The sequence below is a fragment of the Lichenihabitans psoromatis genome (assembly GCF_004323635.1).
In the GTDB taxonomy this organism is placed as follows: Bacteria; Pseudomonadota; Alphaproteobacteria; order Rhizobiales; family Beijerinckiaceae; genus Lichenihabitans; species Lichenihabitans psoromatis.
In genome coordinates this window covers 1574762-1589103 of record NZ_CP036515.1, presented here as the reverse complement: position 1 = coordinate 1589103, position 14342 = coordinate 1574762, and the positions used below count along the sequence as shown (strand labels likewise).

16 protein-coding genes are annotated in these 14342 nt (G+C 65.2%); 8 read left to right on the top strand and 8 right to left on the bottom strand.

Going from position 1 to position 14342, the window contains the following annotated elements:
• Window positions 1-57: 57 nt before the first annotated feature.
• Window positions 58-1506, bottom strand: coding sequence for a xanthine dehydrogenase small subunit (xdhA, locus tag EY713_RS07375; protein ID WP_245572927.1), 1449 nt, complete (start codon window positions 1504-1506; stop codon window positions 58-60).
• A gap of 251 nt (window positions 1507-1757) precedes the next feature.
• Here xdhA and uraH point away from each other — a divergent pair, with 251 nt between their 5' ends.
• From uraH to EY713_RS07360, 3 genes are read left to right on the top strand one after another with little or no spacing between them, the layout of a single operon-like run.
• Window positions 1758-2114 carry a hydroxyisourate hydrolase gene (gene uraH, locus EY713_RS07370; RefSeq protein ID WP_131114232.1) on the top strand — a complete coding sequence of 119 codons (357 nt, stop codon included), beginning with the start codon at window positions 1758-1760 and terminating at the stop codon, window positions 2112-2114.
• A gap of 5 nt (window positions 2115-2119) precedes the next feature.
• Window positions 2120-3553 carry an allantoinase PuuE gene (puuE, locus tag EY713_RS07365; protein ID WP_131119413.1) on the top strand — a complete coding sequence of 478 codons (1434 nt, stop codon included), beginning with the start codon at window positions 2120-2122 and terminating at the stop codon, window positions 3551-3553.
• Window positions 3554-3600: 47 nt separating this feature from the next.
• Complete coding sequence (locus EY713_RS07360) at window positions 3601-4851, top strand: M20/M25/M40 family metallo-hydrolase (RefSeq protein ID WP_131114231.1); 1251 nt, start codon at window positions 3601-3603, stop codon at window positions 4849-4851.
• Here the strand turns inward: EY713_RS07360 and EY713_RS07355 are convergent.
• The 3 genes from EY713_RS07355 to EY713_RS07345 all read right to left on the bottom strand — a co-directional run bounded on the left by EY713_RS07355 (window position 4848) and on the right by EY713_RS07345 (window position 7102).
• Entirely contained in the window at window positions 4848-5600 is a 753-nt protein-coding gene (locus EY713_RS07355) for a pseudouridine synthase (protein WP_131114230.1), read from the bottom strand. The two genes, EY713_RS07360 and EY713_RS07355, sit on opposite strands and share 4 nt — an antisense overlap.
• Window positions 5597-6517 (bottom strand): class I SAM-dependent methyltransferase, encoded by a 921-nt coding sequence (locus tag EY713_RS07350; RefSeq protein ID WP_425374345.1) that lies wholly within the window; start codon window positions 6515-6517, stop codon window positions 5597-5599. The genes EY713_RS07355 and EY713_RS07350 overlap by 4 nt, the downstream gene beginning before the upstream one ends.
• A 108-nt stretch (window positions 6518-6625) precedes the next feature.
• A complete protein-coding gene (locus tag EY713_RS07345; RefSeq protein ID WP_245504290.1) occupies window positions 6626-7102 on the bottom strand; it encodes a cupin domain-containing protein in 477 nt (158 codons plus the stop codon).
• Between the two features lie 336 nt (window positions 7103-7438).
• Between EY713_RS07345 and EY713_RS07340 the strand changes: the two genes are divergently transcribed.
• The 4 genes from EY713_RS07340 to EY713_RS07325 all read left to right on the top strand — a co-directional run bounded on the left by EY713_RS07340 (window position 7439) and on the right by EY713_RS07325 (window position 10509).
• On the top strand, window positions 7439-8455 hold the full coding sequence (locus tag EY713_RS07340) for an ABC transporter substrate-binding protein (RefSeq protein ID WP_425374344.1): 1017 nt from the start codon (window positions 7439-7441) through the stop codon (window positions 8453-8455).
• 2 nt (window positions 8456-8457) lie between these two features.
• The gene (locus EY713_RS07335) at window positions 8458-9228 is read left to right on the top strand and encodes an ABC transporter permease (protein WP_131114229.1); all 771 of its coding nucleotides are present in this window, start codon (window positions 8458-8460) and stop codon (window positions 9226-9228) included.
• Entirely contained in the window at window positions 9225-9995 is a 771-nt protein-coding gene (locus EY713_RS07330; RefSeq protein WP_131114228.1) for an ABC transporter ATP-binding protein, read from the top strand. The genes EY713_RS07335 and EY713_RS07330 overlap by 4 nt, the downstream gene beginning before the upstream one ends.
• A gap of 79 nt (window positions 9996-10074) precedes the next feature.
• Entirely contained in the window at window positions 10075-10509 is a 435-nt protein-coding gene (locus EY713_RS07325; protein WP_131114227.1) for a GlcG/HbpS family heme-binding protein, read from the top strand.
• 37 nt (window positions 10510-10546) lie between these two features.
• On the opposite strand, the gene EY713_RS07320 is transcribed toward EY713_RS07325, so the two are convergent.
• The 4 genes from EY713_RS07320 to EY713_RS07305 form a co-directional block, all read right to left on the bottom strand.
• The gene (locus EY713_RS07320) at window positions 10547-11455 is read right to left on the bottom strand and encodes a hypothetical protein (protein WP_131114226.1); all 909 of its coding nucleotides are present in this window, start codon (window positions 11453-11455) and stop codon (window positions 10547-10549) included.
• Window positions 11452-11850 (bottom strand): phage holin family protein, encoded by a 399-nt coding sequence (locus tag EY713_RS07315; protein ID WP_165491054.1) that lies wholly within the window; start codon window positions 11848-11850, stop codon window positions 11452-11454. The genes EY713_RS07320 and EY713_RS07315 overlap by 4 nt, the downstream gene beginning before the upstream one ends.
• Before the next feature lie 22 nt (window positions 11851-11872).
• A complete protein-coding gene (locus EY713_RS07310) occupies window positions 11873-12373 on the bottom strand; it encodes a hypothetical protein (protein WP_131114224.1) in 501 nt (166 codons plus the stop codon).
• 219 nt (window positions 12374-12592) lie between these two features.
• Window positions 12593-13837, bottom strand: a complete 1245-nt coding sequence (locus EY713_RS07305; protein ID WP_165491053.1) for a diguanylate cyclase — start codon at window positions 13835-13837, stop codon at window positions 12593-12595.
• A gap of 194 nt (window positions 13838-14031) precedes the next feature.
• On the opposite strand from EY713_RS07305, the gene EY713_RS07300 reads away from it, so the two are divergent.
• On the top strand, window positions 14032-14259 hold the full coding sequence (locus EY713_RS07300; RefSeq protein ID WP_131114222.1) for a hypothetical protein: 228 nt from the start codon (window positions 14032-14034) through the stop codon (window positions 14257-14259).
• Window positions 14260-14342: the final 83 nt, after the last annotated feature.

Below are 14342 nucleotides of genomic sequence, written 5' to 3'. Positions count from 1 at the left end.
TTGGCATAGGGGTCGGGGTTATGGGGCTCGGGCAATGGTACCGTCGGGGCGGGTCGATCAAGCATGGGCCAGCCTCCGGTCGCCGACGAGCCTCGTTTCGACGTCGCGCATCGTGGTCTCGACGAACAGGCGTTCGAGAAGATTGCCCGCAACGGTCATGCGATAACCCGCGCTGGCCCGCATGTCGCTGAGCGGCTTGAAATCCTCACCCATCGCCTGCCGGGCCGCCTGCAGGGTCGTCTCGGTCCAGGGCTGGCCCCGCAACGCCGCCTCGGTCGCGAGTGCCCGCTTCGGCGTCGCCGCCATACCGCCGAACGCGACACGTGCCTCCGCGATCAGGTCACCCTCCAGATCGAGCCGGAACGCACCCATCACGGCCGAAATATCCTGATCGAACCGTTTACTGACCTTGTAGCCACGCAGTTTTGCGCCGGCTTTCAGCGTCGGCACGGAGACGCGCTCGACGAACTCGCTCGCCTGCCGATCCTGCTTGCCGTAGGCGACGAAGAAATCCTCGAGCGGCAGCGCCCGCCGCACGAGGCCGCGCCGCAGATGCAACGTCGCCCCGAGCGCGATCAGCATCGGCGGACTGTCGCCGATCGGCGACCCGTTGGCGATATTGCCGCCGATCGTCCCCCTATTGCGAACCTGGACCGAGCCGAGCCGCCGCAGGACCTCGCCGAAATCGGGGTAAAGCGCCGAGAGCCGTTCCATGGCGCGGGCGTAGGTGACACCGGCCCCGATCTCGATGCTGGTGGCGCTCTCCTCGATGCGGTCGAGCTCGCGGAGGCGTCCGGTCCAGACCAGCGACGTCAGGGGTCGGAATTGCTTGGTGACCCAGAGCCCGACGTCGGTCGAGCCGGCCACGATAGTGGCGGTCGGCTCCTCGACCAGGATCTCGGCAAACCGATCGAGCGTGGCGGGCGCCTGGAATGTGCCGCCGTCGCCCTCGACGGTCATGTCGCGACCATCGTCGAGCGCCCGCAAGCGCGCCAGCGTCTCGGCCTCTCGCTGGTCGAAATGATCGATCCCGACGGACGCGTAGGCCTGCTGCGCGGCCCGCACGATCGGCGCATAACCGGTGCAGCGGCAAAGGTTGCCGGCAAGACTATCGTCGATCACCTGTTCGGACGGACAATCCGGATGCGTTTTCACCATAGCCAGCATCGACATGACGAAACCCGGCGTGCAGAAGCCGCATTGCGACCCGTGACACTCCACCATCGCTCGCTGCACCGGATGTAATTCGCCGTCCGGACCCTTGAGGTCCTCGACCGTGAGCAATTGGCAGCCATCGAGCGTGCCGACAAACTGGATACAGCTGTTGACCGCCCGATAGGTCAGGCGATCGCCGTCGGGGCGAACCACAACCACCGTACAGGCCCCGCAATCGCCCTCGTTGCAGCCTTCCTTGGTGCCGGTTCGGCGGGCTGGGCCACGCAGCCAGTCAAGGACCGTGAGCGTGGGCGCGACATGACTCAATTCGTGCGGCTCATCGCCCAGCATAAAGCGGATCGTCGATCGATCGACTGCCGCAGGCGGATCCCGGGGCGGTGCCGAAGCGGGAAAACGAGACGAGATCATACGGGGGTCGCTCCTTTCCTGGCCGATGCGGATCGAGGTTGCACGAAGCGGATCACGTTTTCCTTAAGGGTTCAACCCGGAGGGGAGCATGCCGATGCCGCAGGGGGTCCCTTCCCATTTTGTCGTGAGCAGAGCAGGATATCGCGCACCAACACCATCGAGCCAGGACCGCGATGCCCCGATTATCGACCCATGTGCTCGATACCGCCAACGGCCGCCCGGCCGCGGGCGTGGCCCTGACCCTGACCCGGATCGCGCCGGACGGCAGCCGGGTCATCATGGTCGAGACGCAGACCAATGCGGACGGTCGGACCGATGCGCCGCTGCTCGGCGGCGACGCCCTGCCGATGGGCTGTTTCGAGATCGAGTTTGCCGTGGGGGCGTATTTCAAGTCGCTGGGGTCAGAGCTTGCGGACCCGGCCTTTTTGGACGTGGTGCCGATCCGGTTCGGCATCGCCGATCCGCAAGGTCATTACCATGTTCCGCTCCTGGTTTCGCCGTGGAGCTACGCGACCTATCGGGGAAGCTGACCGCCATGTTTTCGCTCGACCAGCCCTATCCGCGCGACCTCGTCGGCTATGGCCGTACGCCACCGCAGGCCGATTGGCCGAATGGCGCCCGCGTCGCGGTGCAATTCGTCATCAACTATGAGGAAGGCGGGGAAAATTCGATCCAGCATGGCGATGCGGCCTCGGAAGCGTTTCTGTCCGAGATCGTCGGCGCGCAGGCCTGGCCCGGCCAGCGCCACGTCAATATGGAATCGATCTACGACTATGGCGCGCGCTCGGGCTTCTGGCGCCTGTGGCGGATGTTCACGGCCCGCAATCTCCCGGTCACGGTGTTTGGCGTGGCCACCGCCATGGCGCGCAACCCCGAGGTCGTGGCAGCCATGACCGAAGCCGGTTGGGAGATCGCGACCCATGGCCTGAAATGGATCGACTACCGCGATTACACGATCGAGGCCGAACGCGCCCACATCGACGAAGCGATCGCGATTCACACTCGGCTCGTAGGCGAGCGTCCGCTCGGCCTCTATCAGGGCCGCACCTCGGTTAATTCGATCCGCATCGGCGCCGAAGAGGGTGGGTTTCTCTACCTGGCCGACGTTTACGCGGACGAGTTGCCCTATTGGATCGACGTCTCGGGCCGCACGCAGTTGATGGTGCCCTACACGCTCGACGCCAACGATATGCGGTTCGCGACCCCGCAGGGCTTCAACAGCGGCGATCAGTTCTTCGCCTATCTGAAGGATAGTTTCGACGTGCTCTATCGCGAGGGTGGCGAGGGCCGTCCCGCCATGATGTCGATCGGGCTCCATTGCCGCCTCGTCGGCCGACCCGGTCGGGCCGCGGCGCTGGAGCGCTTTCTCGACTACGTGCAATCGCACGACCACGCCTGGGTGACGCGACGGCTCGTTATCGCGCGGCATTGGGTGCATCGCCATCCACCGGCGGGCGGTTTCGTGCCGAGCCGGATGGGCCGCGCGCTGTTCTTGGAGGTGTTCGGCCCCGTCTTCGAGCATACGCCCGCTGTTGCCGAGCGGGCGTATGCGGCCTGGATCGGGCCGGCGCAGGACCATGCCAAGGGGCTCCACGGCGCCATGGTGGCGGCGATGCGCGCGCTGCCGTCCGACCAGCAGGATCGGCTGATCGCGGCGCATCCGGATCTTGCGGGACGCCTCGCTCTCGCGGGCGAACTCGCTGCCGCCTCGACCCGCGAACAAAGCGGGGCTGGGCTCGACCGGCTGGACGCCACGGAACTCACGCGATTCACCCGGTTGAACGACGCCTATCGGTCGCGATTCGGTTTTCCGTTCATCATCGCGGTCAAAGGGCTTGGCAAAGCCGACATCCTGGCCGCTTTCGAGACGCGCCTTCACAACGACCATGCGGCCGAACGCGCCGAGGCGCTGCGCCAGATCGAGCGGATCGCGCTCTTGCGGCTTCGCGATTTGCTGCCCGAGGGTTGATCCGTGCCGACGGATCGCGCACACCACAGCCCTCACCAGAGTTTCGCATGACCGACCTCAGCCCCGATACAACCGCCGCGATCCACGCCTTTCTGGATAGCCAAACCAACCGTCAGGTCGCCCTGCTGGCCGAACTCGTCAAGGTGCCGTCCGACAATCCGGCCGGTGATTGCGCGCCGCATGGCGAGCGAACCGCCACACTGCTCGAAGGCCTGGGCCTCACGGTAGAGCGCCACCCCGTCGACGCAAAGCTTTGCGCGCAACACGGCATGGTCAGCGCCACCAATCTCATCGTGCGGCGGCGCTTTGGCGAGGGGCCGGTGATCGCGCTCAACGCCCATGGCGACGTCGTGCCGCCGGGCGAAGGCTGGACGCATGATCCCTATGGGGCCGAGATCGTCGACGGCTGGATGGTCGGGCGTGGCGTCGCCGTGTCGAAATCCGACATCGCCACCTACACCTTCGCGCTGCTGGCCATCGAGGCCGCGAACGTTCCCCTGCAGGGCACGATCGAACTCCACATCACCTATGACGAGGAGGCCGGAGGCGAGATCGGCCCAGCCCTTTTGCTCGGCACCGGCCTGTCGAAGCCCGACCTGTCGATCGGCGCCGGCTTTTCCTATGCGGTGGTGACGGCCCATAACGGCTGCCTGCATCTCGAGATCGAGGTGACGGGCCGCTCCGCCCATGCGGCCATGCCGTTCACCGGCGTCGACGCGCTGGAAGCCTCGACCGCGATCCTGTCGGCGCTCTACGCCTCGCGCGCCGCGCTGAAGCATCAGGTCTCGGCCATCAAAGGGATTGGCAGCCCGCAATTGACGATCGGGCTCATCAAGGGCGGCATCAACACCAACGTGGTGCCGGACCGCGTGACGTTCCGGCTCGACCGCCGCATGATCCCCGAAGAGCGTCCCGAGGATGTCGAGAAGGATCTGCGAGCCGTCATCGCAGACGCGGCTCGTGGCTTCGCCAATGCCAAAGTCGAGGTGCGCCGCATCCTGCTGGCCCAGCCTCTGGTGCCGCTCGACGGCGGGCAGCGGCTTGCCGATCTGCTCTGCGCCCATGCCAGCCGCATCATGGGCGAGACCGTGACGACGACGGGCGTGCCGCTCTACACCGACGCCCGACACTATGCCGAGGCGGGCGTGCCGGTGGTGCTTTACGGCGCTGGGCCACATACGATCGAGGAGGCCAACGCCCACCGGGCCGACGAGCGCCTGCCGCTGTCGGATCTCCGCAAGGCCACCGAGGTCGTCGCCCTGACGCTTGTCGAACTGCTGGGGTCCGCGAAACCCTAAACTCGATCGGGTGGTGCGAACACTGCGTCGATGGCGGCTGTATCCAGCACCCGATAGGCCCCCGGCGCGAGATCGTCCGGCAAGCCGAGCGCGCCGATGCGCTCGCGATGGAGCTTGTTGACGTGATTGCCGACCGCCGCGAACATGCGGCGGACCTGATGATAGCGCCCTTCCGTGATCGTCAGGGCCACCGTCGTGCCATCGAGCGGATCGAGCAGCGCCGGCCGCAACGGCTTGGTTTCGCCCTCGAGCATCAGGGTGCCGGCCGCGAAGGTCGCGGCCTCGTCGCCGCGCAGCGGTCGCGCCAGCGTCGCCCGATAGCGCTTGGCAATATGAGCCTTGGGCGAAATCACCCGATGCAGAAGATCGCCGTCGTCGGTCATCAGCAGCAGGCCCGATGTTTCCTTGTCGAGCCGGCCGATGCTCGATATGGCCGGATCGCGCCCCCGCCAGCGGGTCGGCAGCAGGCTATAGACGACCGGTCCCGCCTCCTTATGCGAACAGGTGACGCCGAGCGGCTTGTTCAACAACATCACCAGACCCTGGGGTGGGTCGAGCGGCGCACCATCGACGATCATGCGGGCGGTGAGATCGGGCGTCACCGCGATCCGCTGCTCGGCGTCGTCCAGCGCGATGCCGTCCAACACGACGCGACCGGCCCAGACCATACCCTTTACTTCGCGGCGCGAGCCATAGCCGAGATTGGCGAGCATCCGGTCGAGGCGCATCGCGCCGGGCGGTTTGCTCACTTCTGCGCCTCGTAAATCTTGTAGCCTCCCGCATCGGCCACTGCGTTGATCCGCTTGAAAAGAGGCTTGAGCACCGCCTCATAGGGCATGTGGCGGTTGGCCGTCAGCCAGCAGCGGCCACCCGTCCGCAGCGCCTCGGCGGCTCGCGTGATGAAGCTCTGACCGAGAGAACGATCCTCCGTTCCAGCATCGTGGAAGGGCGGGTTCATGACCACGAAATCGAGTTGCGTCAGATCGGCGAGCCGCCCGCGACGCACATCCGCCCACCGGATCGTCGCACGGGGATCGTCGACGTTATGGCGGGTGGCCGCGATCGCGCGGCGGTCGATGTCGATGAGGTCGAGATGCGTGACCTTCGGGGAGGTCAACACGGCGTTGGCCAGGATCCCGATGCCGCAGCCGAAATCGGCGCCGCGCCCGCTCAAGGCCGGCAGATGCTGGATCAGCAGCGCGCTGCCGGGATCGAGTCGGTCCCAACTGAACACGCCGGGTTGCGACCAGACGCCGAGCGCCTCGATCCGCCGCAGGCCACCTTCGGTGATGGCGTCATCGAGGCCGATCACTTCGGGCGGGCGGAGACCGGTGCAGATTCGATGATGACGGCGGCCTTCGTCGATCACGTCGCAGCCGAAATGCCGCAACTCGTCGCCGAGACGCGAGCCGCCCCGGTCCTTCGGGGCGAGGATCGTGAAGGGCGCACCGGGGGCAAGCGCCCGAAGCGCCAAAGCCATGGCATAGCGGCGTTCGATCGTGCCGGGCGGCGCCAGCATCGTCAGGCTCTGCAGCGATCCAGGCGCTTTGTCGTCGAGTGCCGCGCCGCCTGGCACGAGGGGCGAAAACTGCACCGCGTCGGGCGCGGCCGCAAAGAGCGTATCGGGCAGGAAACCGTAGACGTTGTCGATGGTGCCGTCGCTCACGTCGAACCCTTCATCGCGGCCAAGATGTCTTGTCGGCCAAGAGGATCCGACATGCCGCAAACGCTCGACGGGTTCAAGATTTTCCCTGCGGTCGGCCGGGCGACGCCCTCAGGCGACGCCTTTCGCCTTGCCGCTGGAGGCGGGCGCACGACCCATTGCGCTCCGCGCCATGCGGTTCAGGCGGCGTGTGACCTTGAGCCCAAAGCTCATTGCCTTCGGGAACGGCTGCCGAAAGAAAGCGAGCTTATGCACATAGGTCTCGACGCGCCACCGCACGCGCGATCCGGCCGGGAAAAAGACGATGTCGCCGACGCCGAGGTGCCGCGCCGGCCCATGCCCGTCATCGAGGATCACCGACCCTTCGAGGATATGAACCGTCTCATCGAGATCGTAGAACCAGTCGAACTCGCCCGTCGTGCAGTCCCACTCCATGGTGAAGGCGGTCCAGTCCTTGGAATGGGACAGGATGGCGTTGCGCGCCACCGGAGCACCGGAGACGACCCATTCAGGCACGATCGGCGCCAACGTCAGAGGCACGCCGGTCTTGGCGACCGCGATCGGAACGGGGGAGACAACAACGCTCACGGGCGAACTTTCTGACTGATGCGGAGCGGACAAAACTCGAACCGCCAAGACTGTTTCCTTGACGACCGTAACGCCCCGCGCGGCGTTCTGGCCAGAGAGGCGAGCGACGCAGCCGCTTATTTCTCCCTGAATGGGTAATGGAACACAACGATTGCGGATGAAGAAACGGTCGCGGGCTGCAGCGAAGATGCGTCAACCCAGGGCCTGCACATGCGTCGAACGCGGCGCGATCGGCTTTGCGGCTTGTGCCGGCGAGGCGGCTGTGATTGAGGTCGCTGATCTTTCGCTCGACAGGGTGCCGTCGGGCCGGAGCGAGCGACAGTGCGGGAGAAGACGATGCTAGGCTTGCGGTCAATCGTGCTCGGCCTCGCGGCCGGACTGCTGTCGGCCACGATCGCTTATGCGGCGGATGCCATTCCGGTTCGGATCGGCGTCATCCCGGTGATCGGCGCGTCGCCAATCTTTGTGGCGAATGGCGAAGGCCTGCTCAAACAGGGCGGCTTGAACGCCACCTTCACGACCTTTGAGTCCGGCCCCAACATGATCCAGGCGCTCGCATCGGGCACGATCGACGTTTATGTGGCGGGCGTCGCACCATTGGCGGTCGCCCGGCAGAAGGGGATCGACGTGACGGTCGTGGCCAGCACCGCGATCGAAGAGATGGTGTTCGTCGCCAGTCCGAAACTTGCGGCTTACTTCACCCCCGGCACCAACGCGGCCGACGCCTTCAAGGCCTTCCGGGCCAAGGAGGGTAAGCCTGCACGGCTCGCGACCCAGCCGCCCGGTTCCGTGCCGAACACCACCTTGCAACATTGGTTATGGGCCACGACCGGCACCGCGAAGACCGATGCCGATATCGTGCCGATGGGCATCGACGCGACCCAGCAGGCCGTGCTGACCGGCGCGGTCGATGGCGCCTCGATCCGCGAACCGGCGCTGACCATCGTGCAAAGCCGCAACCCCGGCATCAAGCTGATCGCCCTTGGCGGCGTCATGTTCCCCAACCAGCCCGGCACGGTCGTGGCCGTGAGCGGCGGCTTCGAGAAAGCCCATCCCGAGGCGGTCCAGAGCCTTGTCTCGGCCGTCGTCAAGGCGACCGACATTCTGAAGGCCGACCCGGATCGCGCCGCGCCGTTCGTGGAAGCGGCGCTCGGCAAAGGCATCACCGACGTCGCGACGATCCGCAAGGCGCTGACCTCACCGGCCGCCAAATTCGTCGCCGATCCGCGTGTCATCATCGATGCGACCCGCGCCATGCAGACCTTCCAGGTCTCGATCGGCACACTCGACAAGGATGTCTCGCTCGACGGGCTGTTCGATCCTCGCTTCTATGAGAAAGCCGTCGCGCCTTGAGCATGACGTCGTCCGCAACGACGACGCCACTGCGCTCGACCGCGCTGGCGGCAGCGGGTTTGCTGGTCTTTCTCTGCGTCTGGGAAGCCGCGCCGCGCCTCGGCCTCGTCAACCCGCTGTTCCTGCCACCGCCCAGCACCATTCCGGTGGTGTTCTGGCGCGAGATCGCCTCTGGGGTCTGGCCGGTCGCGGTGCTGTCGAGCCTCACCCATTATGTCGTGGGGCTGCTGATCGGCGCGAGCGCCGGCATAGCTTTTGGTCTCGCGGCCGGCATGCTGCCGCGGGTCGAGCATCTCACGGCCTGGGTGGTGCGCTTGCTTCGCCCGATCCCCGGGCTCGCCTGGGTACCATTCGCGATCATCTGGTTCGGGGTCGAACCATCGGCTGCCGTCTTCATTATCGCGATCGGCGTATTCTGGATCGTGTTCTTCGCGACGCTCGGGGCCGTGCGCGCGGTCGACCGCGATCTCGTCGAGGTGGCGCAGGCGTTCGGGTTTCGCACGCTGCCGAGCCTGCTGGTCAAGATCATCCTGCCGGCCGCCACGCCCGGCATTTTGGTCGGGTTACGAACCGCACTTGGTCAGGCCTGGATGTCGGTGGTGGCGTCGGAGATCTTCGGTGTTCCGGGCGTCGGTCAGCGCATGATGCAAGCCTCCAGCCTTCTCGCGACCGATATCGTGATCGTCTACATGCTCACGATGGCCGGCCTCTACGGTCTGTTCGACTCCGCCTTCGTGGCGCTGCAAGGCTGGGTTCTCCGATGGCGGCCATGAGCGCAACCGAGGCGTCGGCCATCATCGACATACGAGATGTCAGTCTCGCGTTCGAGCGCGACGGCATCCGAACCACGGTGCTCGATCGGCTGACGCTCGGCGTGCGCCAGGGCGAAATCCTGGTGATCGTCGGCGAATCCGGGGTCGGTAAATCGACGCTTCTCCGCGTGCTGATCGGACTGGCGCAACCGAGCGGCGGGACCGTCACGATCGCGCCGACGCAGGACGGACGCGCCCCCATCGGCCTCGTGTTTCAGGACGCGCGTCTCCTCCCCTGGCGTCGTGTTCTCTCCAATGTGGCGTTCGGGCTGGAACGGCGTGGCGGATCGCGTAGCGAGCGTCGCGCGCGGGCGCAGGCGATGCTCGATCTCGTTGGGCTCGGGGCGCTCGGCGGGCGGTGGCCGCACCAGTTATCCGGCGGCCAACGCCAGCGCGTGGCGCTGGCCCGCGCGCTCGCGATCGACCCGGGCGTGCTGTTGATGGACGAGCCGTTTTCGGCACTCGACAGTTTAACCCGCGAAACGCTCCAGGACGAGGTGCAGCGGATCCAGGCCGCGACCGGGACGACGGTTCTGTTCGTGACCCACGACATCGACGAAGCGGTCTATCTGGCCGACCGGGTCATCGTGCTGGCCGGCTCGCCCGGACGGCTCGTCGCGACCCTCGACGTCGACATTCCCCGTCCGCGTCGCCGCTCCGATCCGGCATTGGCCAAAGCGGCACGAGCGCTCAGAACCGAACTTTCGGCCGGCTCCGCCGTGCTTTGACAAAAAGCTGCCGGTTGTACTCGGCAGGCTTCCGCTCCAAACCAGTTCACCCTCGCAACCGACGAAAGCTGACCCATCGATGACCCTGACTCTCACGACAGCCCAGACGCTCGTTACGGCGGTTCTCGACGCCGCGCGCCAGAGCGGCCTCAAGCCCATGGCGATTGCGGTGCTGGATGCACGCGGCGCCATCAAGGCCGCCGCGGCCGAGGATGGGACCTCGCTGAAGCGCTTCGAGATCGCGCATGGAAAAGCCTATGGCGCGTTGGCGCTGGGGATGGGGTCGCGGTCACTCGGCAAGCGCGCAGTCGACCAGGCTTTCTTTATCGCGGCCGTGACGCATGCAGTCGGCGGCGATCTTGTCCCCGTGCCGGGCGGGGTTCTGCTCTACGATCAAAACCGTCTCCTACTCGGGGCCGTCGGCGCGTCCGGCGACACCTCCGATCAAGATGAAAAAGCCATCATGTCGGCGATCGCGGCGACCGGGCTCGTCGGCGAACCCGGCCAGGATTGACCGGACGCTCTCGCGTCCGGCCATTTCCGTTATGCGATCAGGGCGCGATCGTCTTGCCAGCCTCGTAGGTGGCCGTCTTGGCCTTGTCGGCGACGTCATGGACGAGATCGGCAAGGTTATCGGTCGACACGCCATGGTCGGCCGCGCTTTGCTTGATGTCCTCGACGGCGTGGCCGGCGGCTGACTTCAACTGCTCGTAGCGCTCGCGGGCCATCTCCTGAGCGGCGTCGCGAACCGAGCCGCTGCTTTCGCCCATCAGGGTGTTTTCAGCCTCGGTCAACGGAACGGCGGCACCAATGGCCGCGCCGACAGCCAAACCGAGGGCGGCCAAGACCAAGGGTTGCTCGTCGATCAGGCGCGTCAGCGTCGACCCAAGGCGGTCCCGTGAACGAAAATTCGACATGTCGGTCTCCTTTGTAGATCTGCGCTTGACGCCGGCCGTCACAGCATCGGTGCTGCTGGCCGTCAGCGATGACAGGTGCGAACGCGCGTCGTCGATCAGCCCTGCAGCACGGTCGCGACCGTCGTTCAGCGACGTCCGTAACGCACTGCCGGTCGACACGCTCGGCGATGGGGAGCGTAGAGGTCTGTGATCGTTTAGAGTGGAGCTGTCACGTCCACGCATCGCTCGATCAGTCGGGCTTCCGTCCGGCGCCGAGGCCCAACCCTGCGGTCGGCTCGAGGATGCGGCCCGCTGGCCAAATCCGAAGATCATGGCAACACCGGCGCCGATCAGAAGCGCCGGAACCGGGTTCTTTCTCGCAGTCTCCCAGAGCTGGTCCGTGATGGTCGACGCGCCGACCTTGGCGTTGTTCATCACCTCCTCGACCATATTGGCCGGCTTAAGATTTTCGCGCAATTGATTGAGCGTGCCGACTAGGCCGGCACGCGCCTGTTCGGCGTGAGCTTCGGCATCGGACGCGGAAGACGGGGTCGACGCGCTCATTTCACCTGTTCCTTCAACACTTGAGCATCCTTGCCAAGCTGTGTGATCGTACGGACGGGGGCGAGCTTGGCGGCCGACAGGCCACGCAGCGCTAGGGCGACCGCGATGCCGCCAATGATCGCGATCGCAACGCCAACCAGAAAATCGGCCGACGATGGTCGCATTCCGGACTGAACCAAAAGCTCCACGACCCCTTGCAGCAACAGGATCAGGGCAGAGAGCATCAATACCGCCGCCGCAACGAGAACGCCGATCGATGTGACGGCCTGGGTGATCTTCTCGCTGATCTCACGTCGCACGAGACCGATTTCGCTCTCGAACAAGGTTGTCATGTGGCTCAGTGCATCGGCCAGGAGCCCCGGGGTCGATGGCCGCGTGATAGGGGTTTCGTTCATCGCAACACCTCGCTCGTCCGTCTCAGACCTCAGTCGCGGGGGGAGTCGCGGTGCGGGTCGATGCCGGGGTCGCATCGCTTTTCAGAAAACGAGCGAGCGCAAAGCCGGCCAGCACCGAGCCTGCGAAGAACGCGACCGGCTGCTTCCGAGCAAAGGTCGTGACCTGCTCCAGCACGTCGCGGAGGTCACGGTGCTGAAGATCGTCGGCGAACCGATCGATCGAGGAGGCCGCATCGCGTACGAGCCGAGCCACCTGTGGATTTTTCTCATCGAGTTCGCCGGCGGCCGATTGCGCCGCTTTGGCAAAGCGAGACAGATGCTCGGCGCCGGCGCTTTTCTGATCGTCGACGATATCGCTGAGCTTGCCCCGCGCATCGGATGCCATAGCGGTCAGCGATCCTTTGGCGTCATCGGCTGCCTGCGCCGCCTGATCCTTCAAAGTCTCGATGATCGAGGTCGGGGCTGCCGCCTCGTGTGTCACGGGGTCGTTCACGTGGTCGGGACGATTATTTTGCAGGGTCATGCGCTTGGCTCTCGGGTTCTCGGATCGCCACGTTAACTCTGCGTCCGAACCCTAGTTCCGGTCTGAACCTGCACATTCAAGCATTCGCGTTGTAAATCCACCAAGGCAGCGCGTTTAGGAAAAACAAGCTTTGAAAAACCACAAGATCAAGGCTTAAGCGTTGCTTTGCCGTTTCTCGTCGATCGTTGGGGGATTGAGAGCCGGGATCGGTCTAACGATTTACCTCGCAGGCTGAGCGAGCCTTGATCCATAATCGTTGCGATCCGGCATGGGCGAAACCGAGGTTGGGGCCGCCTCGACCCGGTTGCGGCCATTTGCTTTGGCCCTATAGAGCGCGGCATCGGCTCGGCTCATCGCCGATTCTAGCGTTTCGTGGGCGTCGCCCCGATCCGCCACACCGATACTGATCGTGAAATCGATCAGCTTGCCCGCAAACGGCACCCTCAACGCCTCGACGAGCGTTTTTAGACGCTGAGCCGTCACCAGACCGCCTTGGAGGGGCGTTTCGGCGAGCAGGATCGAAAATTCCTCGCCGCCCATGCGAGCGAACAAGTCAGACGGACGAAGATTTTGCGAGATCGCAAGCGCAAGCGCCTTCAGCACCGCATCCCCGCCCGAGTGCCCATAGGTGTCATTGATCGATTTGAAGCGATCGGCGTCGATCGCCAACACGCAGATTGGCCGACCATTGCGGGCGGCTCGGTCGAACTCGGCCTTGGCCCGCTCGCTGAAGCTGCGGCGGTTGAGCGTGTTGGTCAGATAGTCGGTGGCCGCCATGACGCTGAGGGCGCGCGTATAGCGCGCGATCCGCAGCACCATCGGCCGGAAGATGATGAGCGCTTCCACGATCAGGGTCATGAGGATGACAATCAGCGAGGTGGTCTGCATGCGCTCGAGCATGTTCAATCGCGCCTCGCTGGTGCGCTGGTGCGCCGTCACGACGGCGTTGAGGTCGGTCAGAATGGGCTCGCGAGCCTCGGCGAAGAGGTGCGCCTGTTCATCCGCACGGGCGGGGTCGTCGAGTTTCATGTCGGCGAGTTGCCTCGCCCGCGCCACGAACACCTTGACGGAGGCATCGAGTGGATGGTCCCCCTCGAAATAAATCGCGTGCAATTCGGGGGTCTGCGCCGGGGGGAGATGCAATGCCTCGTTGCCGAGGATGAGGTTGCGATGCGACCTCTCGAATTCATCGGCCGCGTTGAGCAACTCGACGCGAGCGCCTGGAACGTTCAACGCCATTTCGGCCGCAAAGCCGGCGATCCGCTGCGACAGCATGCGTTGGCGCCCACTGACGTTGATGACCGAGGCCGCGCCCTCGTGTTCGTGCAGCACGTGGTTGAGCGTCACGTGCGACGCCAGCGCCATCAGCGCCACGAGACCGAGCGCAACCGTATAGCCGATCGTCAAAAGCCGATTGGAGGGCTCCCGGACGGCCGTCGGAGTGAAGCCCTGATCTCCTTGCATGCTCGGTTCCGATCGAGGTTTGCAGCGGCTGCAGAACCCTAACATAAAGCAGATTGGTCTCGCTGCCGTTAATTTCAGCGCGCAAACAAGACCGATCGCGGTTCTCGGCCCTATCGACCTCGACGGCGCGCCGATTTTCAGCTAGCGACGCTGGCGCACCTCTCTCAGTCTCGCGCCCCAAGGACAGGTCGAACATGCGAAGGATCGTTCCGCTTCTCGTCGTCGCCAGTGGCCTGGCGCTTTCGGGGTGCCAATCGGATAAGAACAATCCCTTCTACGATCCGGGTAAGCCGATCGACAAGATGACCAGCGCGGAGCTTTGCAGCTACTACAAGGTCTATCTCAGCAACCCCGATCTCACCCCCGAGTTGCGCAAGATCGGGGTCGCCAAACAACGCCAGAAGGGCTGTTCGCCAGCCTGAACCGACGCCGCGGTCGGCGTGACCGTCGAGACATCGGCTCGCCGCGCCCAACGGCATCGACGCAGCAGCGGCCCGCGTCATCG

Coding starts and splice junctions, on each gene's coding strand:
- xdhA (WP_245572927.1), bottom strand. CDS start 1,506: ATGCTGGGCGATGAGCCGCACGAATTGAGTCATGTCGCGCCCACGCTC.
- uraH (WP_131114232.1), top strand. CDS start 1,758: ATGCCCCGATTATCGACCCATGTGCTCGATACCGCCAACGGCCGCCCG.
- puuE (WP_131119413.1), top strand. CDS start 2,120: ATGTTTTCGCTCGACCAGCCCTATCCGCGCGACCTCGTCGGCTATGGC.
- EY713_RS07360 (WP_131114231.1), top strand. CDS start 3,601: ATGACCGACCTCAGCCCCGATACAACCGCCGCGATCCACGCCTTTCTG.
- EY713_RS07340 (WP_425374344.1), top strand. CDS start 7,439: ATGCTAGGCTTGCGGTCAATCGTGCTCGGCCTCGCGGCCGGACTGCTG.
- EY713_RS07335 (WP_131114229.1), top strand. CDS start 8,458: ATGACGTCGTCCGCAACGACGACGCCACTGCGCTCGACCGCGCTGGCG.
- EY713_RS07330 (WP_131114228.1), top strand. CDS start 9,225: ATGAGCGCAACCGAGGCGTCGGCCATCATCGACATACGAGATGTCAGT.
- EY713_RS07325 (WP_131114227.1), top strand. CDS start 10,075: ATGACCCTGACTCTCACGACAGCCCAGACGCTCGTTACGGCGGTTCTC.
- EY713_RS07320 (WP_131114226.1), bottom strand. CDS start 11,455: ATGAGCGCGTCGACCCCGTCTTCCGCGTCCGATGCCGAAGCTCACGCC.
- EY713_RS07315 (WP_165491054.1), bottom strand. CDS start 11,850: ATGAACGAAACCCCTATCACGCGGCCATCGACCCCGGGGCTCCTGGCC.
- EY713_RS07310 (WP_131114224.1), bottom strand. CDS start 12,373: ATGACCCTGCAAAATAATCGTCCCGACCACGTGAACGACCCCGTGACA.
- EY713_RS07305 (WP_165491053.1), bottom strand. CDS start 13,837: ATGCAAGGAGATCAGGGCTTCACTCCGACGGCCGTCCGGGAGCCCTCC.
- EY713_RS07300 (WP_131114222.1), top strand. CDS start 14,032: ATGCGAAGGATCGTTCCGCTTCTCGTCGTCGCCAGTGGCCTGGCGCTT.